Origin of the sequence: Enterobacter pseudoroggenkampii (genome assembly GCF_026420145.1) — a bacterium.
Taxonomy (GTDB): Bacteria; Pseudomonadota; Gammaproteobacteria; order Enterobacterales; family Enterobacteriaceae; genus Enterobacter; species Enterobacter pseudoroggenkampii.
The window spans coordinates 39543-58343 of record NZ_JAPMLV010000008.1 but is presented as its reverse complement, the minus strand read 5'-3'; the positions used below and the strand labels follow the sequence as shown (position 1 = coordinate 58343).

18 protein-coding genes are annotated in these 18801 nt (G+C 58.1%); 2 read left to right on the top strand and 16 right to left on the bottom strand.

Features of this window, described 5'->3' with window-relative positions:
- Nucleotides 1-49 precede the first annotated feature (49 nt).
- Nucleotides 50-1795 (bottom strand): gamma-glutamyltransferase, encoded by a 1746-nt coding sequence (ggt, locus tag OTG14_RS21775; protein WP_267215737.1) that lies wholly within the window; start codon nucleotides 1793-1795, stop codon nucleotides 50-52.
- A 123-nt stretch (nucleotides 1796-1918) separates the two neighbouring features.
- On the opposite strand from ggt, the gene OTG14_RS21770 reads away from it, so the two are divergent.
- The gene (locus tag OTG14_RS21770) at nucleotides 1919-2296 is read left to right on the top strand and encodes a DUF2756 family protein (protein WP_048030211.1); all 378 of its coding nucleotides are present in this window, start codon (nucleotides 1919-1921) and stop codon (nucleotides 2294-2296) included.
- Here OTG14_RS21770 and ugpQ read toward each other — a convergent pair.
- The 10 genes from ugpQ to livK all read right to left on the bottom strand — a co-directional run bounded on the left by ugpQ (nucleotide 2280) and on the right by livK (nucleotide 12355).
- Nucleotides 2280-3026 carry a glycerophosphodiester phosphodiesterase gene (gene ugpQ, locus OTG14_RS21765; RefSeq protein WP_021242741.1) on the bottom strand — a complete coding sequence of 249 codons (747 nt, stop codon included), beginning with the start codon at nucleotides 3024-3026 and terminating at the stop codon, nucleotides 2280-2282. The two genes, OTG14_RS21770 and ugpQ, sit on opposite strands and share 17 nt — an antisense overlap.
- The gene (locus OTG14_RS21760; protein ID WP_267215736.1) at nucleotides 3023-4093 is read right to left on the bottom strand and encodes a sn-glycerol-3-phosphate import ATP-binding protein UgpC; all 1071 of its coding nucleotides are present in this window, start codon (nucleotides 4091-4093) and stop codon (nucleotides 3023-3025) included. The genes ugpQ and OTG14_RS21760 overlap by 4 nt, the downstream gene beginning before the upstream one ends.
- Nucleotide 4094: 1 nt before the next feature.
- On the bottom strand, nucleotides 4095-4940 hold the full coding sequence (ugpE, locus tag OTG14_RS21755; protein ID WP_048989807.1) for a sn-glycerol-3-phosphate ABC transporter permease UgpE: 846 nt from the start codon (nucleotides 4938-4940) through the stop codon (nucleotides 4095-4097).
- Nucleotides 4937-5824 (bottom strand): sn-glycerol-3-phosphate ABC transporter permease UgpA, encoded by an 888-nt coding sequence (gene ugpA, locus OTG14_RS21750; protein WP_267215735.1) that lies wholly within the window; start codon nucleotides 5822-5824, stop codon nucleotides 4937-4939. Before ugpA ends, ugpE begins: the two co-directional genes overlap by 4 nt.
- A 118-nt stretch (nucleotides 5825-5942) precedes the next feature.
- Nucleotides 5943-7259, bottom strand: coding sequence for a sn-glycerol-3-phosphate ABC transporter substrate-binding protein UgpB (ugpB, locus tag OTG14_RS21745; RefSeq protein ID WP_047743093.1), 1317 nt, complete (start codon nucleotides 7257-7259; stop codon nucleotides 5943-5945).
- Between the two features lie 260 nt (nucleotides 7260-7519).
- Complete coding sequence (gene livF / locus OTG14_RS21740) at nucleotides 7520-8233, bottom strand: high-affinity branched-chain amino acid ABC transporter ATP-binding protein LivF (protein ID WP_008500102.1); 714 nt, start codon at nucleotides 8231-8233, stop codon at nucleotides 7520-7522.
- 1 nt (nucleotide 8234) lies between these two features.
- Entirely contained in the window at nucleotides 8235-9002 is a 768-nt protein-coding gene (gene livG, locus OTG14_RS21735; protein ID WP_024906698.1) for a high-affinity branched-chain amino acid ABC transporter ATP-binding protein LivG, read from the bottom strand.
- Nucleotides 8999-10276 (bottom strand): high-affinity branched-chain amino acid ABC transporter permease LivM, encoded by a 1278-nt coding sequence (locus tag OTG14_RS21730; protein WP_267215734.1) that lies wholly within the window; start codon nucleotides 10274-10276, stop codon nucleotides 8999-9001. Before OTG14_RS21730 ends, livG begins: the two co-directional genes overlap by 4 nt.
- Complete coding sequence (gene livH, locus OTG14_RS21725; RefSeq protein ID WP_008500099.1) at nucleotides 10273-11199, bottom strand: high-affinity branched-chain amino acid ABC transporter permease LivH; 927 nt, start codon at nucleotides 11197-11199, stop codon at nucleotides 10273-10275. The genes OTG14_RS21730 and livH overlap by 4 nt, the downstream gene beginning before the upstream one ends.
- Before the next feature lie 46 nt (nucleotides 11200-11245).
- Nucleotides 11246-12355: a high-affinity branched-chain amino acid ABC transporter substrate-binding protein LivK gene (gene livK, locus OTG14_RS21720; RefSeq protein WP_267215733.1), complete on the bottom strand. Its 1110-nt coding sequence runs from the start codon at nucleotides 12353-12355 to the stop codon at nucleotides 11246-11248.
- Nucleotides 12356-12779: 424 nt separating this feature from the next.
- Between livK and panM the strand changes: the two genes are divergently transcribed.
- Nucleotides 12780-13169 carry an aspartate 1-decarboxylase autocleavage activator PanM gene (gene panM, locus OTG14_RS21715; protein WP_024906695.1) on the top strand — a complete coding sequence of 130 codons (390 nt, stop codon included), beginning with the start codon at nucleotides 12780-12782 and terminating at the stop codon, nucleotides 13167-13169.
- Between the two features lie 109 nt (nucleotides 13170-13278).
- On the opposite strand, the gene livJ is transcribed toward panM, so the two are convergent.
- From livJ to ftsE, 5 genes are all read right to left on the bottom strand, one after another.
- Nucleotides 13279-14379: a branched chain amino acid ABC transporter substrate-binding protein LivJ gene (livJ, locus tag OTG14_RS21710; protein ID WP_024906694.1), complete on the bottom strand. Its 1101-nt coding sequence runs from the start codon at nucleotides 14377-14379 to the stop codon at nucleotides 13279-13281.
- Between the two features lie 197 nt (nucleotides 14380-14576).
- Nucleotides 14577-15842: a 4-aminobutyrate--2-oxoglutarate transaminase gene (locus OTG14_RS21705; RefSeq protein ID WP_267215732.1), complete on the bottom strand. Its 1266-nt coding sequence runs from the start codon at nucleotides 15840-15842 to the stop codon at nucleotides 14577-14579.
- A gap of 136 nt (nucleotides 15843-15978) precedes the next feature.
- Entirely contained in the window at nucleotides 15979-16836 is an 858-nt protein-coding gene (gene rpoH, locus OTG14_RS21700) for an RNA polymerase sigma factor RpoH (protein WP_024906692.1), read from the bottom strand.
- Nucleotides 16837-17087: 251 nt separating this feature from the next.
- The gene (ftsX, locus tag OTG14_RS21695) at nucleotides 17088-18143 is read right to left on the bottom strand and encodes a permease-like cell division protein FtsX (RefSeq protein WP_024906691.1); all 1056 of its coding nucleotides are present in this window, start codon (nucleotides 18141-18143) and stop codon (nucleotides 17088-17090) included.
- Nucleotides 18130-18801, bottom strand: coding sequence for a cell division ATP-binding protein FtsE (ftsE, locus tag OTG14_RS21690; RefSeq protein WP_023310016.1), 672 nt, complete (start codon nucleotides 18799-18801; stop codon nucleotides 18130-18132). The genes ftsX and ftsE overlap by 14 nt, the downstream gene beginning before the upstream one ends.

Sequence of the window (18801 nt, the reverse complement as noted above, 5' to 3'; positions counted from 1 at the left end):
GTGCGATCCCCTCTCCCCTATGGGGAGAGGGTTAGGGTGAGGGGAATAATTAATACCCCGCCGACAAATCATCCACCGAACGCGGGTCCGATGCGCCAAACAGCGCCCCGTCCGGGCCCACCATAATGCTCTGCGTACTGCCCATCGCCTCTTTCACCGCCACCTTTTGACCGCGCTGCTCCAGCAGCTTGATGGTATCCGGGCTAAAACCCTTCTCCACGCGCAGCTCGTCCGGCAACCACTGGTGGTGGAAACGCGGGGCGTTGGTCGCTTCGGCGACGTTCATCCTAAAGTCGATGCTGTTCACCACCATTTGCAGCACGGTGGTGATAATCCGGCTGCCGCCAGGGCTGCCGGTCACCAGCCAGGTTTTCCCGTCTTTCACCACGATGGTGGGCGACATGGACGACAGCGGACGTTTCTTCGGCCCTACCGCATTCGCATCGCCGCCGACCAGCCCGTAGACGTTCGGCACGCCCGGTTTGGCAGAGAAGTCATCCATCTCGTTGTTCAGCAGAATGCCGCTGTTGCCCGCCACAATCCCGGTGCCGAAGGTGGTGTTGAGCGTATAGGTCACCGCCACCGCGTTACCGTCTTTATCCACCACCGAGAAGTGAGTGGTCTGGTTGCTTTCATACGGCGCCAGCTTGCCGGGGCGGATCTCGCTCGACGGCTTAGCCTTGTTGATGTCGATCTGATCGGCAATGGATTTGGCATAGGCTTTGTTGGTCAGCGCCTGCCACGGCACCTTCACGAAGTCCGGATCGCCGAGATATTCCGAGCGGTCGGCGTAGGCGCGTTTTTCCGCTTCCGCCATCACCTGCATGGCATCCGCACTGCCGAAGCCGAACTTGTGCATATCGAAGTTTTCAAGAATATTGAGGATCTGCACGATGTGGATCCCACCGGAAGACGGCGGCGGCATGGAGAAGACCTCGTAACCGCGGTAGGTGCCGCTAATCGGCTCGCGCTCCACCGCCTTGTAGTCCGCCAGATCCGCTTTGGTGATGAGCCCGCCGTTCTTCTGCATCTCTTGTGCAATCTGGTCGGCAATCGCCCCTTTGTAGAAGGCGTCCGGACCGTGCTCTGCAATCAGCTCCAGGCTTTTAGCGAGGTTCTTCTGCACCAGCTTATCGCCCTTCTTCAGCGGCTCACCGTCTTTCCAGAAGATCGCTTTGCTGTTTTCATGATTCGGAATGACTTCGCTACCGTAGGTTTTGAGATCGTCCGCCAGCGCATCGTTTACCACAAAGCCGTCCCGCGCCAGCTTGATGGCAGGCTGCACTACCTTGTTCAGCGGCAGGGTGCCGTATTTTTCCAGCGCCAGCGAGAAGCCCGCGACGGTGCCCGGCGTGCCGGTCGCGAGATGCGAGGTCAGGGATTTTTTGCTGTCAGGGTTACCCTGGTCGTCGAGGAACATATCGCGGGAGGCCTGAGCAGGCGCCATCTCGCGGAAGTCGATGGCCGTCGTTTTGCCGTCTTTGGTGCGCAGCATCATAAAGCCGCCGCCACCCAGGTTCCCCGCCTGCGGATGCGTTACCGCCAGCGCATAGCCGACGGCGACCGCCGCATCCACCGCGTTACCGCCCTGCCTGAGAATATCGACACCCACGCGGGTCGCCAGCGCATCCACCGACGCCACCATGCCGTGGGTTGCCCGCACGGGATGAAAGACATCTTCCTCCACGCCGTAAGAGACCGGAGGCGCCGCGGGCGGGTTGGCCGCCACGCTAAATGTACCGCCTGCCATCAGCGCGGCGAGGGCGACCCAGCGCAAAAACGTTGGTTTCATCATTATTGTTCTCCAGGTGAAGGGATCCATATTCCCCGCTTAAGCCTGGTTCACAACTCCTAAAAAATCATCGTCATGGTGAAATCAGGGTAAACTTAAGAGAGACCTCAAAAGGAGGAAATGACAATGAAACGCTTATTGATTCTGACGGCGCTGATGCCCTTTGCCGCGCTCGCACAGCCACTCAACACCATGAATAACCCGAACCAGCCGGGTTACGTTATCCCGAGCCAGCAGCGTATGCAGACCGAGATGATGAGCCAGCAACAGCAGCAAAAAGGGATGCTGAATCAGCAACTGAGAACACAGACCCAAATGCAGCAGCAAAGCCTGCAAAATCAGATGAACGCCAACACCCAGCGCGTGCAGCAGGGGCAGGTGCGCGAGCAGCCGTTGCCGAACAAAAACGGCGGAATGTTAGGTGGGATGACCTCGTCAGGCAGCGGACAGCAGCATATGCTGCCGCCGCAGTCGAATGGCAGTATGCTTAATCCGCAGAACTAAAGTCCGGGCCGATCAGGTCAATCGCATCGGTACAGATGCTGTCCACGCCCCAGCGCAGCAGTTCGGCCGCACGCTGGGGTTTATTGACGGTGTAAACCAGAATATGCAGGCCCGCGTCTTTCAGCATCTTCACCCGCGCCTCATCCAGCAGCTTGTGATTAAGATGAATAGAAACACACGCTAAGCGCGTCGTCAGCTCGCGCCAGTCCTCGCGCCACTCGTCAAGCAGCAGCCCGCGAGGCAGCTCCGGTACGGCCGCCTGTGCCGCTTCCAGTGCGTCAATTTCAAATGATGACAGCAGCGGCGCGGTCATCCCTTCCCACAGCTCGCGCGCGGCCAGAGCAATCACTTTGCCCGTCAGCGGCCCGGTACCGGTGGTCGGTTTAATTTCGATATTGGCCATCATGCCGTGCTGGCGACAGCGATCCGCCACTTCCGCCAGCAGCGGCAGCGGTTCGCCTTTGAATTCACCGCTGTACCAGCTTCCTGCGTCTACCTTCAGCAGGTCGCGCCACGGCAGCTCGCCCGCCACGCCCCAGCCGTTGCTGGTGCGCTCGAGGTTATCGTCATGCAGCAGGAAAATCTCGCCGTCTTTCGACAGCTTGGCGTCGAACTCGATCATCGTGTGACCGTAGCGCGCGCCAACGTCAATCGCCGCCAGCGTGTTTTCCGGCGCCAGCTTACCGCCGCCCCGGTGGGCGACGACGTGGGGATAAGGCCAGTTACTCATACTCGTTGTCCTGTTTCACCGTCAAACAGGTGCAGATGGTTTTCCGGCAGGTGGAGCCACAGCGTGCTGCCGGCTTTAGGGCGTTCCTGATGCGCCAGACGCACCACCATTTTTTGCTCGCCCCAGCGCCCGTGCGCCAGGTTATCTGCACCCAACATCTCCAGCGTGTCCATCACCAGCGGCACGCCGCCTTCCGCCTGAGAGGTTAAACCGATATGTTCCGGGCGGATACCGAGCGTCATCTTACGCCCGGCGTAGCCACGATAGTACCAGTTGATCGGCAATGCCATCCCGCTTTCCAGCTCAAAGTGCGAGCCCGCGCTGCTGATGCGCCCTTCCAGCAGGTTCATCGCCGGGCTGCCGATAAAGCTCGCCACAAAGCGGGTAGCCGGTTTCTCGTACACCTCCACTGGGGTGCCAATCTGCTCAGCGATGCCTTTGTTCATCACCATCACGCGCTGGGCGAGCGTCATGGCTTCGACCTGATCGTGGGTCACGTACAGGGAGGTGGTTTTCAGACGACGGTGCAGCTGCTGCAACTCAAGACGCATCTGCACGCGCAGCTTGGCGTCGAGGTTAGAGAGCGGCTCGTCGAACAGGAATACCGCCGGATCGCGCACGATGGCGCGCCCCATCGCCACGCGCTGGCGCTGTCCGCCGGAGAGCTCGCGCGGGCGGCGCTTAAGCAGGCCGTCGAGTTCCAGAATGCGGGCGGCCTCTTTCACGCGCTCGTCGATATGGCCTTTGCCCATGCCGCGGATTTTCAGCCCCCAGGCCATGTTCTCTTCCACGCTCATGTGCGGATAGAGGGCGTAGTTCTGGAAGACCATCGCGATGCCGCGGTCTTTGGGCTCCATCTCGGTGACGCGCTGGCGGTCAATCCAGATATCCCCGGAGGTCACGCTCTCCAGCCCCGCCACCATGCGCAGCAGCGTTGATTTGCCGCAGCCGGACGGGCCGACCATCACGATAAACTCCCCGTCCGCCACGTCGAGCGTCAGCGGCTGAATCACCTGGGTTTTACCGTCCCAGCTTTTGGTTACTGCCTGAAGTTTTAAACCTGCCATCTTATTTCTCGCTATCGACCAGGCCGCGGACAAACGCGCGCTGCATGGCTAAAACAATGACTACGGGTGGGATAAGGGTAAGCAGCATCGCCGCCATCACCTGGTTCCAGAGGGTGGTGCCTTCGCCGGTGGCGATCATGCCTTTGATGCCCGCCACGGCGGTGCCGAGGTTAACGTCCTGAATAATCAGCAGCGGCCACAGGTACTGGTTCCAGCCGTAGATAAAGGTGATCACAAACAGCGCCGCAAGGTTGGTTTTCGACAGCGGCAGCACAATGTCGCGGAAGAAGCGCATCGGCGACGCGCCGTCGATGCGCGCCGCTTCAATCAGCTCGTCCGGCAGGGTCATAAAGAACTGGCGGAACAGGAAGGTGGCGGTCGCCGAGGCCATCAGCGGCAGGGTTAAGCCCGCGTAGCTGTCGAGCATCTTCAGGTTGGCGATAACTTCCACCGTCGGGAAGATACGCACCTCCACCGGCAGCATCAGGGTGATAAAAATCATCCAGAAAAACAGATTACGCAGCGGAAAACGAAACCAGACGATGGCGAAGGCCGAGAGCATCGACACCGTAATTTTGCCGACCGTAATGCCGAACGCCATGATGAAGCTGTTGAGCATCATCAGCCAGAACGGCGCGCTGTTGGCGCCCACGCCCTGGGTCCAGATGGTCCTCATATTCTCGAAAAGATGCGTGCCTGGGATCAGCGTCATCGGCGTGTCGAACACCGCTTTGGTGTCCAGCGTGGCGGCGACAAAGGCCACGTACAGCGGAAACAGGATGACGATGATCCCTAAAATCAGCATGGTATGGCTGAAAATAGTCAGCCCGCGACGGTTCTCAATCATTGGTAGCGCACCTTACTTTCAACATAGCGGAACTGCACCACCGTGAGGATGATGACGAGGAACATCAGCACCACCGACTGCGCGGCAGAAGCGGAGAGATCCAGCCCGGCGAAGCCTTCGCGGTAGATCTTATAGATAAGCGTGGTCGTCGCCTGCACCGGACCGCCTGCGGTCGCCGCATCGATCACCGGGAAGGTGTCGAAGAAGGCGTACACGAGGTTAACCACCAGCAGGAAGAAACTCACCGGGGCGATCAGCGGCAGCGACAGCCTGAAGAAGCGACGAACCGGCCCTGCGCCGTCAATTGCCGCGGCTTCCACCAGCGAGCGCGGAATGGACTGCAGCGCGGCAAAGAAGAACAGGAAGTTATAGCTGATCTGCTTCCACACCGAGGCGAACACCACCAGGAACATCGCCTGACCGCTGTTCTGAGCGTGGTTCCAGTCGTAGCCGAACTCTGCCAGGAAATGGGTAATCAACCCACGGCCGGGGTTAAACAGGAAGATCCACAGTACGGCGGCGACGGCGGGTGCCACGGCGTAAGGCAGCAGCATCAGGGTCTGATACAGGCGGCTGCCGCGCACCACGTAGTCCACCAGCGCGGCGAAAAACAGCGAGGCGACAAGGCCGCTGACGGTGACCAGCGCGCTGAACTTCATCGTCGTCCAGAAGGCGTCCAGGTAGTAGCTGTCATGGAACAGCGCGGTGAAGTTGTCCAGGCCAACAAACTGGCTGGAGAGCCCGAACGGATCGACGCTTTGTACCGAGTACCACAGCGCTTCGCCCGCAGGCCAGATAAAGAAGATAACGGTGATGACCAGCTGAGGCGCGACCAACAGATACGGCAGCCAGCGGGAACGGAACACCGGACGGGATGATGACATAGGTTTGCTCTGTAGGTATTCACCCCTCACCCCGGCCCCCTCTCCCCAAAGGGGCGAGGGTGTAATCGTCCCCTCTCCCCTTTGGGGAGAGGGTTAGGGTGAGGGGGATTAGTTTGAATTACGATTTGGTCGACTGCTCAAAGCGGCGCAGCAGCTGATTTCCGCGCTCTACCGCAGAGTCCAGCGCCTGCTGTGGCGTTTTCTTCCCGGTCCACACGCTTTCCAGCTCCTCATCCACGATGGTGCGGATCTGCGGCATGTTGCCCAGGCGCAGGCCTTTAGTGAACGGCAACGGCGGCTTGTTCAGCATCTGGCGCGTCGCGATGTCCGCGCCTGGGTTCTTGCTGTAGAAGCCCTGCTCGCGGGTCAGGTCATACGCGGCTTTGGTGATCGGCAGGTAACCGGTCTTCTGGTGCCACTCGGCGGCGTTTTCAGGCTTGGCCAGGAAGTCGAGGAATTCGGCCACGCCTTTATAGGTGCCCTTGTCTTTACCCTGCATCACCCACAGGCTCGCCCCGCCGATGATGGCGTTCTGCGGCGCGCCCTTCACGTCAGCGTCATACGGCATCATGCCCACGCCATAGTTGAATTTGGCGTAGTGACGGATATCCGCCAGCGAGCCGGACGAGGCGGTGGTAATGGCGCAGTCGCCGTTGTAGAACTTCTCGGTGGATTCGTCTTTACGCCCGAAGTAGCTGAAGTCGCCCTTCTTGTTCAGGTCGGCAAGCAGCGCGATGTGCTTCACCTGCTCCGGCTTGTTGAACTCCAGTACCGCATCGGTGCCGTCGAAGCCGTTGTTTTTGGTCGCCACCGGCAGGCCATGCCAGGCGCTGAAGTTTTCAATCTGGATCCAACCCTGCCAGCCGCTGGCGTAGCCGCACTTCATCCCCGCCGCTTTCAGCTTCGCGGTGTACTCCGCCAGGTCCTGCCAGGTTTTTGGCGGCTGCTCCGGGTCTAAACCGGCTTTTTTGAAGGCGTCTTTGTTGTAGTAGAGCACCGGCGTAGAGCTGTTAAACGGCTGGGACAGCAGATGGCCGGTTTTGGAATCGGTGTAGTAACCCGCTACGGTCGGCACAAACTGGGATTCATCGAAGTTGATGCCCGCTTCTTTGAACACTTCATAGACCGGCTTGATGGCTTTGGAGGCCATCATGGTGGCGGTGCCCACTTCATAAACCTGTAACAGTGCAGGCGCGTTGCCGGTACGGAAGGCGGCGATGCCCGCGCTCAGGCTCTGCTCATAGTTGCCTTTGTACACCGGCACAATTTTGTAATCCGGGTGGGTGTCGTTGAAACGTTGCGCCAGGGAGTCAACTTCTTTACCCAACTCCCCTTCCATTGAATGCCAGAACGGAATGGTGGTGACAGCCATTGCGTTCGCCGCAAAAGCCAGACCCAGTGCCAGACCCAAAGCTGTGTGTCGTAACGATGTCATTGTCATCTCTCTTATTGTGCCGGATGCGCGATATCACGCGTTTTATGCTCGCGAGGTAACATGACATGCTCGAATTACAGAAAAATAACTGTTTGTTTACAGATAAGTGACAGCCAGGCGTCAGGGGGATGATGGTTGTGTGAAGGGGGTTGGGGGGTTGGATGGTTGGGTGCGGTCTGGTGCCCTGACCCCGGCCCTCTCCCACAGGGAGAGGGAGAAAACACTAAAAAAGGCAACTTGCGTTGCCTTTTTGCTTTTACCTATCCGCCCAGATACGCGCTCCGCACCGCTTCGTTCGCCAGCAGCGCGTCGCCGGTGTCTTCCAGCACTACGCGGCCGTTCTCCAGCACGTAGCCACGGTCAGCGAGCTTCAGCGCCTGGTTGGCGTTCTGCTCGACGAGGAAGATGGTCATCCCCTCTTTGCGCAGCTGCTCAATGGTGTCGAAGATTTGCTGGATGATGATCGGCGCCAGACCGAGAGACGGCTCGTCCAGCAGCAGCAGGCGCGGCTGGCTCATCAGCGCGCGGCCAATCGCCAGCATCTGCTGCTCACCGCCGGACATGGTGCCCGCACGCTGGATGCGGCGTTCCCACAGGCGCGGGAAGAGTTCGTACACCCACTTGATGCGGGTCTGGTATTCATCGCGGTGAGCAAAGAAGCCGCCCATCGCCAGGTTCTCTTCCACCGTCATACGCGAGAAGACCCGGCGCCCTTCCGGGACAATCGCCACCGCTTCACGCATGATTCTGGCGGTCTGCCAGTCGGTAATGTCTTTACCATCAAACACGATCCGCCCGCTGGTGGCGCGCGGGTCGCCGCACAGGGTGCCGAGCAGTGTAGTTTTACCCGCGCCGTTGGCTCCAATCAGGGTCACGATTTCACCCTGATTGATGTGCAGGCTGACGTCGTGCAGCGCCTGGATCTTGCCGTAGTGCGCGTTGACCTTGTCGAACGTTAACATCGCTTTTTCCATCTTATGCCTCACCCAGGTATGCGCGGATCACGTCCGGGTTGTTGCGGATCTCTTCCGGCGTGCCGTTTGCCAGCGGCGTACCCTGGTTAACCACGTAGATACGGTCCGAAATGCCCATCACCAGCTTCATGTCGTGCTCGATCAGCAGAATGGTGGTGTCGTGGTGATCGCGCAGTTCGGCAATCAGCTCGTCCAGCTCTTTGGTCTCTTTCGGGTTGAGCCCTGCCGCCGGTTCGTCGAGCATCAGGATCTCCGGCTGGGTCACCATGCAGCGCACAATCTCCAGACGACGCTGGTCGCCGTAGGCCAGGTTGCTCGCCTGACGGTTGGCGTGCTGCAGCAGGCCAATTCGGTCGAGCCAGGTCGCCGCGCGGTCAAGCGCTTCATCCTGCGCGCGGCGGAAGGCCGGGGTTTTCAGCAGGCCGGAGAACAGCCCGGTTTTCAGCTGCTGATGCTGAGCGACCAGCAGGTTCTCAATCACCGTCATCTCGCGGAACAGACGCACGTGCTGGAAGGTACGCACCACGCCCATGCGGGCAATCTGCTGGCCCGGCAGCCCTTCAAGATGCTTGTCGCGCAGCATGATGGTGCCGCCCGTCGGCTTGTAGAAGCCGGTCAGGCAGTTAAAGACCGTGGTTTTCCCCGCGCCGTTCGGGCCAATCAGGGAGACAATCTCTTTCTTGTGCAGATCCAGTGACACATTGTTGACCGCCAGCAGGCCGCCAAAACGCATCATCAGACCGTTAACGGATAATAATGGCTGACTCATGCCTGCTCTCCTTTCGCCTGAGTGCGTTTCAGCTTCAGCTGTGGACGAGTCATCGGCAGCAAGCCCTGCGGACGCCAGATCATCATCAGCACCATCAAACCACCCAGCATCAGCATGCTGTATTCGTTAAAGTCGCGCATCAGCTCGCGCGAGACCACCAGCAGGATGGCCGCGAGGATAACGGCGAACTGCGAGCCCATACCGCCCAGCACCACAATCGCCAGCACAAAAGCGGATTCGGCAAAGGTGAACGATTCCGGGCTCACAAAGCCCTGACGGGCGGCAAACAGCGTCCCGGCGAAACCGGCAAACGCGGCGCTGATGGTGAACGCGGTCAGCTTGATGCGGGTCGGGTTCAGGCCCAGGGAACGGCAGGCGATCTCATCTTCACGCAGCGCTTCCCACGCGCGGCCCAGCGGCATGCGCAGCAGACGGTTAATCACGAACAGGGTAATCACCACCAGCAGCAGCGCCACCAGATAGAGCCAGATCACGCGGTCGGATGGGTCATACTTCACGCCGAAGAAGTTACTGAAGGTGTCCCAGCCGCCTTCGCGGGCGGTACGGCTGAACTCCAGGCCAAAGAAGGTCGGTTTCGGGATCTGGCTGATGCCGTTCGGGCCGCCGGTCACTTCGGTGTTGTTAAGCAGCAGGATACGGACGATTTCGCCGAAGCCTAAGGTCACAATCGCCAGGTAGTCACCGCGCAGGCGCAATACCGGGAAGCCAAGCAGGAAGCCGGCAGCGGCAGAGACCAGCCCCGCCAGCGGCAGGCAGGTCCAGAAGCCGAGGCCGTAATAGTGGTTCAGCAGCGCGAAGGTGTAGGCGCCGATGGCGTAGAAGCCGCCGTAGCCCAGCACCAGCAGGCCGGAGAGCCCCACCACCACGTTCAGACCGAGACCGAGAATCACGTAGATCATGGTCAGGGTAGCGATATCTACGGTGCCGCGAGACACCACAAACGGCCACGCCACGGCGGCTACCAGCAGCGCCACGAGGAACAGCTTCTGCTTCACGGTAGACCCGTCGATGGCCGGCAGAACGAATTTCGGCCCGGAGACGTTTTTCAGCGATTTCTGGAACAGCGGACGCAGCAGCTGGAACAGGAACACCACGGCGGTGCCGATAAATACCCACTGCCAGCGGATGTCGGGGGCGGTATCCACCACCAGCTTCGTCCCGTCCAGACTTAACTGGACGCCCATAAAGACGCCCGCCAGCACGAAGAACATGGCGGCAGAGAGCAGCGCCATTGCAAAATGCATCGGTTTCATACTTTCTCTACCTCCGGACGGCCCAGAATACCGGTAGGCATCACCAGCAGAACCAGAATCAGCAGGGCAAACGACACCACGTCTTTATATTCCGTGCTCAGATACGCCGAGGAGAGCGCCTCCGCCACGCCCAGGATCAGGCCGCCAATCATGGCACCCGGAATACTGCCGATACCGCCCAGTACCGCCGCGGTGAAGGCTTTCATCCCGGCCATAAAGCCGATGTACGGGTTGATCACGCCGTAGAACTGGCCGAGCAGGACACCCGCCACCGCCGCCATCGCGGCGCCAATCACGAAGGTCAGGGCAATCACGCGGTCGGTGTTGATGCCGAGCAGGCTCGCCATCTTCAGATCTTCTGCGCAGGCGCGGCAGGCGCGTCCCATACGCGAGTAGCGGATGAACAGCGTCAGGGCGAGCATCGCAATAAAGGTCACGACCCAGATAACCAGCTGCATGGTGGTGATAGACGCCGCGAAGTTTTCGCTGGCCCCCACAATCCACTGGCCGTTAAACAGGCTTGGCAGCGCCACGTCGCGCGAGCCTTCGGTCAGGCTGACGTAGTTTTGCAGGAAGATCGACATCCCGATGGCGGAAATCAGCGCAATCAGACGCTTGGAGCTGCGCACCGGCCGGTAGGCCACGCGCTCAATGCTCCAGCCGTAGGCGCTGGCAATCACAATCGCGCCGACAAACCCGGCGGCGACCAGCAGCCAGCTGCTGTCGATGCCCATCATCATCAGGGCGGCAATAATCATAAAGGAGACGTAGCTACCGATCATGTAGACCTCGCCGTGGGCGAAGTTGATCATGCCGATAATGCCGTAAACCATCGTATAGCCGATGGCGATCAGCGCGTAGGTGCTTCCCAGCGTAACGCCGTTAAACATCTGCTGCAGGAAATAGAGAAACTGCTCGGACATATGCAAACCTTTTTATACCCGCCCGGCGGTCCGGGCGGTGGGATAATTATTTGGCGGCCGAGGACGAACCGTCGGCGTGCCACTTAAAGACACCAAACTCAAATCCCTTCAGATCGCCTTTCTCATCCCAGTTCAGCGGCCCAATCACGGTGTTCGCCCCGTGTGCTTTTAAATCTTTCACCAGATCCAGCGGTTCTTTGCTGCCGGAGCGATCCAGCGCGGCGGCCAGAGACTGTACGGCCGCATAGGTGATCCAGACGTACGGACCACTCGGATCTTTCTTCTGCGCCTTGAGCGCATCCACGATAGCCTTGTTGGCCGGATCCTGGTCATAGCGTTTTGGCATCGTCACCAGCATGCCTTCGGCAGAATCTCCGGCGATGTTTGACAGGGAGGCATTGCCCACGCCCTCTGGCCCCATAAACTGGGTTTTCAGACCGGTGGCACGCGCCTGACGCAGCATCTGTCCCATCTCCGGGTAGTAGCCGCCGTAGTAAACGAAGTCGATATTCTCTTTTTGCAGACGGGCGATCAGCGCGGAGAAGTCTTTCTCACCGGCGGTAATGCCGTCGAAGAAGACGATGTTCGCGCCGCCTTTTTTCAGGCCGTCCTGAACGGAGCGCGCCAGGCCTTCGCCGTACTGCTGCTTGTCATGAATAATGGCGATACGCTGCGGCTTAACGGTTTCAAGGATGTATTTGGCGGCGGTGGGCCCCTGAGAGGAGTCTAGACCGGCGGTACGCATAATGTGCTGATAACCGCGCTGGGTCAGCTCAGGGTTAGTTGCGCCAGGGGTGATCATCAGGATGCCTTCGTCTTCGTAGATATCAGACGCAGGCTGGGTGGAGGATGAACACAGGTGGCCGATCACATACTGGATGCCATCGTTGACGATTTTGTTGGCGACCGCGACGGCCTGTTTCGGATCGCAGGCGTCGTCATATTCCACGCCCACCAGCTTGTCGCCTTTGATGCCGCCCTTAGCGTTGATGTCTTTGATGGCCTGGCGCGCACCGTTGAACTCCATGTCACCCCACTGGGCAACAGGGCCGGACATCGCACCCACTACCGCAACTTTAATGTCCTCCGCCATAGCGGCATGCGAGATCGACAGTGCGACCATCCCCGCGATTAACGTCTTCGCGTTCCTTTTCATCTCTGAATCCCCATTCGTGATGTCGTGTTTATATTTTGTTTTATTATGGTTAAAAAGCATTCTGTACTTTTAATGAACAACGCTATTTTTACCAGTGCCTTTAATGGTTTAGCGCAGGTTTTTGTCAAAAACCAGACTAAAATCTCTATTTTTCAGGCGATTAAGCAAAGATAATATTCTGAAATCAGGCAGAGATAAACAAATAAAAGTGCAGTTTGCAGCATAAAATAACGGTACAAAGCGCCGAATAAATCACTACCCTTCAGGTTAAAATTCTGCTTATTTTTCGATCCATGTGTTTTCAAACTGCCCATCGCGTTGCCAAAAAACTAATCACCTGGTTAATGAGAATAAAAAGAGGAAGCCGCTGAGTGAATAAATTGAGTACACTGCCCCTACTGAATCTGATTTGGACAAGTAGCTAATGAAACTGACTATCGTGCGTCTGGTGACCTTTAGCGACCAGGATCATATCGACCTGGGCAAGATCTGGCCGGAATATTCCCCTTCGTCGCTACGCGTGGATGAGACCCACCGCATTTATGCCGCGCGTTTTAACGAGCGCCTGCTGGCCGCGGTTCGCGTCACCCTGAGCGGTACAGAAGGGGCGCTGGACTCGCTGCGCGTACGTGACGTCACCCGTCGTCGCGGTGTGGGACAGTATTTAATTGAAGAAGTGATCCGCGAAAACCCGAGCGTGACCTCATGGTGGATGGCTGACGTCGGCGTGGAAGACCGCGGCGTGATGGCGGCGTTTATGCAGGCGTTAGGGTTTACGGCGCAGGAGAGCGGTTGGGAGAAGCGTTTGGGGTGAATTGTGCGGGGTGATGCGTGCGGTGCGGCCTGATGCCCTCACCCCGGCCCTCTCCCACGGGGAGAGGGTGCAAACACTAAAATGGCAACCTTACGGTTGCCATTTGCGTTTATTTGGCGTCAGTAGCAGTCCCGTTAGCATGCCAGTCAAACACGCCGAACTCGAAGCCCTTCAGGTCGCCCTTCGCGTCCCAGGAGAGTGGCCCCATGACGGTCTGGACCGTGTTCGCTTTCAGCCAGGTGGCAATCTCAGCCGGTTCGGCTGACTGGTTCAGGCCCGCCTGCAGAGACTGCAGCGCCGCATAGGTGGTCCAGACGAACGCGCCGCTTGGATCCTGTTTCTTCGCCTTGATGGCATCTACGATAGGTTTGTTCGCTGGCACCTGGTCGTAGTTCTTCGGTTTGGTCACCAGCAGGCCTTCGGCTGATTCACCTGCAATGTTAGACAGGGAAACGTTCGCCACGCCTTCCGGACCCATAAACTGGGTTTTCAGGCCCGCAGCGCGCGCCTGGCGCAGGATCTGCCCCATTTCCGGGTGGTAGCCACCGTAGTAAACGAAATCAATATTCTCTTTCTTCAGACGCGCCACCAGGGTGGAGAAGTCTTTCTCACCGGCGGTGATCCCGTCGAAGAACACCACGTCGGCATTGGCTTTCTTGAGGTTGTCCTGCACTGAACGCGCCAGACCTTCACCGTACTGCTGCTTGTCATGAACGATGGCAATACGCTTCGGCTTCACTTTTTCAACGATGTATTTCGCCGCGGTTGGGCCCTGGTCAGAGTCCAGACCGGTGGTGCGCAGGGTCAGCTTATAGCCGCGCGCGGTCAGCTCCGGTGCGGTCGCCGCCGGAGTGATCATCAGGATACCTTCGTCTTCGTAGATGTCAGACGCGGGCTGAGTAGAGGAAGAGCACAGATGACCGATAACGTATTTGATCCCGTCGTTCACCACTTTGTTCGCGACCGCGACCGCTTGTTTCGGGTCACAGGCATCATCATATTTTACGATCTGCAGTTTTTCGCCCTTGATACCGCCCTTAGCATTAATGTCTGCAACCGCCTGCTCAGCGCCGGTAAATTCCTGGTCGCCGTACTGTGCTACCGGACCGGACATCGCGCCAACCACAGCCACTTTGATGTCTGCCTGTGCCATGGTGCTGAATGCCAACGCGATACATCCTGCCAGTAACGCTTTACCCTTCATGTTCATCCTGAGATTCCCCATTATTATGGTTATTACGATTGTTGTGATGTTGTTGTGCAGCGCTTTATGTCAGTTATAGGTGTGCTGTTCGCGCTTTTTCAGCATACTCTGCTAAAACATACCCGATTTTTATGATTTTGGAATAGCTAATTTGAAATGAATATATGCCAGGCCCGGCAGGGATTTTCGCCGGGCATATGGCTTTAACGTGTCAGCGAGGCGGAGATAATGTCCAGCGCTTTACGGAACTGCACTTCAGGGATCGTCAGCGGATAGAGGAAACGAATGACGTTGCCGTAGACGCCGCAGCTCAGAAGAAGCAGCCCTTCCTGCAACGCGCGCTCCTGCACCTGGCGGGTAAATTCCGGCGAAGGCTGGCCCGTTTGCGGGTCGTTAAACTCCACCGCCACCATTGAACCCTGGGCGCGAATGTCCGCGATATACGGGCAGTGTTCCTTCGCTTTGTTCAGCACTTCCACCAGGTGATGGCCCAGATGCGCCGAGCGCGTGCAGAGATCTTCCTCATCAATCACGTCGAGCACGGCATGCGCCGCGGCAATCGCCAGCGGGTTTCCGGCGTAGGTACCGCCCAGCCCGCCCGGCGCAGGGGCGTCCATCACCTCAGCACGGCCCGACACCGCCGAGAGCGGCATCCCGCCCGCCAGGCTTTTCGCCATGGTGATCAGATCCGGTTTCACGCAGTGGTGTTCCATCGAGAACAGCTTGCCGGTGCGGGCGAAGCCGCTTTGCACCTCGTCGGCAATCAGCAAAATGCCGTGGGTATCGCACAGGGCGCGCAGCGCCTGCATAAAATCAGCAGGAGCAATGTTGAAGCCGCCCTCCCCCTGAACCGGTTCGAGAATGATCGCTGCGACCTGGTCAGGAGCAATATCCGCTTTAAAGATACGTTCCAGGCTTTTCAACGCCTCAGCGGTGCTGACGCCGTGCAGTTCATTCGGATACTGCGCGTGATAAACCGAACCGGGGAACGGGCCAAAGCCGAGCTTGTACGGCGCAACTTTGCCGGTCAGCGCCATGGTCATAAAGGTGCGGCCGTGGAACGCGCCGCCGAAGGTGATAAGGCCGGGACGTTTGGTGTACGCCCGGGCAATTTTGACCGCGTTTTCGACCGCCTCTGCTCCCGTGGAAAAGAACGCCGTTTTGGCAGGGCCTTCAACGGGCACGCGTTCGTTGATACGTTCGGCAAGCGCCACATAGCCTTCATACGGCACGATCTGGTACGCCGTATGGGTAAAGGCGTGGAGTTGTTTTTCGATGGCGGAAATGACTTTGGGATGGCGATGGCCGGTATTCAGCACCGCGATACCGGCGGCGAAGTCGATGTACTCGTTGCCCTCGACGTCCCACACCGTGGCGTTTTCAGCTTTATCGGCATAGAAGTTACACATCACGCCGATGCCGCGCGGCGTCGCCTGTAAACGCCGGTCGTTCAGTTCGTTGTTTTTCACCCTGTCCCCCTGAGAAAGTCGCCTGCTTAGCGCATCAGTAAGTGTTTGCCAGGGGGAGGGAATTCGCCAGAGCGGGCGCTAAAAAAACAAAACCCCCGGATTCACATCCAGGGGCTCTCGTCATACTTCGCAGAAATTACGCTTCGATAGCGGCGCGAAGTTTTTTCATGGCGTTCTTTTCAAGCTGACGGACACGTTCCGCAGAAACGCCGTAGCGGTCGGCCAGCTCCTGCAGCGTGGACTTGTTGTCTTCGTCCAGCCAGCGGGCGCGGATAATATCCTGGCTACGTTCGTCGAGGCCTTCCATCGCATGGGTCAGCTTGTTCGCGGCCTGATCTTCCCAGTTATCCTCTTCGATGCCATCAGCAAAGTTAGAGGTTTTATCCTGCAGATACAGAACCGGTGCCATTGGCTGGCTGTCAGAGGCGTCGTCGTCGGAGGACATATCAAAGGTCATGTCCTGCGCGGCCATACGGGATTCCATCTCACGCACGTCTTTGCTGGTTACGCCCAGCTCGCGCGCCACCATTTCCACTTCATCCTGATTGAACCAGCCCAGACGCTGCTTGGTTTTACGCAGGTTAAAGAACAGTTTGCGCTGCGCTTTTGTCGTGGCGACTTTCACGATACGCCAGTTGCGCAGCACGTATTCGTGAATTTCTGCTTTGATCCAGTGCACGGCGAAGGAGACCAGTCGCACACCCACTTCCGGGTTAAAGCGACGTACAGCCTTCATCAGACCGATGTTACCTTCCTGAATCAAGTCCGCCTGCGGCAGGCCGTAGCCCGCATAATTACGAGCAACGTGAACAACAAAGCGCAGGTGAGACAGGATCAGCGTCTTAGCTGCTTCCAGATCGCCCTGGTAATGCAGCTTTTCAGCAAGCTCCTTTTCTTCCTCGGCCGTTAACATCGGCCAGGTGTTCGCAGCCCGGATATAAGATTCCAGGTTACCAACAGGGGCTAAAGCTAAAGTTTGCATTTCTTTGGTCATTCATTCCTCTCAATGTTTCTTCTGGTCCAGGTCGTCCCCGTCAGGCAACAACCATGCCAAAGCGTTTGAGCAACGAGATTAGCATTCACTCTTTTATCAGACAGTGATTTTATCCACAAGTTCCAGGCGCAACGGTGAATAAATTACGCACAAAATGTGACATGGAGATGATAACAGGGGAAGAGACAACAGGGACGCTTTCCCTGCAGAGCGAACATCTCGGTGCAGGGAAAGATTATATCACGCTTTTATTAGTCGGGAGTAAAGTGACGTAAATGTTGAACGGTTGCCAGCCAGGCTGCCACCCACCCAATCATCGAGCACACCAGCAGCAGTAACAGGCACTCATCGAAACCTAAGCCGCTGATATTAAACTTCGTTCCGAAAACCTGCGCCACTTCAGTCACGGCAGATGAAAGCCGCATCACCAAAATTTCTGACAATATCAGTGAAAGAAATGCGCCGGAAAAACCGAGCAGTGCGCCACCGTAAAGGAACGGTCGGAGGATGAAGCCATCCGTCGCACCAATCAGTTTCTGCACGTTGATGGTATCGCGACGGGCAAAGATGCTCAGGCGTACGCTGTTACCAATGACGAGGAAGACCGCCGCCACCATCAGCACGCCAATCATCGCCGCGACGCGTCCGACCAGCCCGGTCAGGGCTGAGAGACGCGCAAACCAGCTGTCATCCATGCGCACTTCATCAATGCCCTTAATGCGCGTGATGCGATCGCGCAGGGTGTTAAGCGAATCGGTCCCCTGGAAATCCAGCTTCGGGATCACCACCGCCACGGCGGGCAGCGGGTTCTCTTCGAGCATATCCAGCGCGCCGCCAAAGCCAGACCAGTTACGGAACTCGCCCAGCGCGTCTTCACGTGAGAGATAGTTGACCTTCTCCACGCCCTGCTCGGCCTGGATTTGCCCAACCACCTGCGCAGCGGCGTTATCGTCGAGCGCTTTATCCAGATAGACCGTGATCTGCGGGGACGGATAATACTGTGAAGCCGCCTGGTTGACGTTTTTATAGACCATATAGCAGACGCTTGGCAGCGTCAGGGAGATGGCAATCACCATCACCGTCAGGAACGTCGCCAGCGGTTTGCTTTTCAGGTCCTGCAGCGCGCCGTGGAAAGCGTAGCGTACCTGTTCGTTAAACACGTTGGTTTTACGGGAGGCCGGTTTTGTCGCGGCCTTCTGGCGCTTCGGCGCATTACGATTGCCGTCACCACCGCCCTGCGGCTTACGGAAACGGTCAAACCGGTTCCCGAACTGCCGAATCTGGTTTATTGCATCACGCTTGTTCACCGTGGCCTCCGTGCAAATGCCCGTCGCTCAGGGTCAGCATGCGGTACGAACGACGGGAAATGAGCCCGATATCGTGCGTCGCCATCAATACGGTGACCCCTACGCGGTTGAATTCCTCAAACAGACGCAAAATCCCTTCTGAAAGGGCATCGTCCAGGTTACCGGTCGGTTCATCCGCCAGCAGCACGGCAGGCTTGTTCACCACCGCGCGGGCGATGCCCACGCGCTGCTGTTCACCGCCGGAGAGCTGGATCGGGAAGTTCTTCGCTTTGTCCAGCAGCCCGACCTTATCCAGCGCCGCAGAGACGCGACGGCGGATATCGTCATAGCTGGCGCCGGCAATAATCAGCGGAATGGCCACGTTATCGAAAACGGTGCGATCCATCAGCAGGTGGTGATCCTGGAAAATCATGCCGATCTGACGACGCAGGAACGGCACTTCGCGGTTTTTCAGGCGGCTGATCTCATGCCCGCCGAAAAAGATTTTCCCGGCGCTTGGCCGCTCGATCCCACAGATAAGCTTGAGCAGGGTACTTTTCCCCGCGCCGGAATGGCCGGTCAGGAATGCCATCTCGCCCGGCTGCAGGTGGAATGTCACCCCCTGCAGCGCTTGTCTCCCACCGAGATAGGCCTTGCTGACGTGTTCAAAGCGAATCAT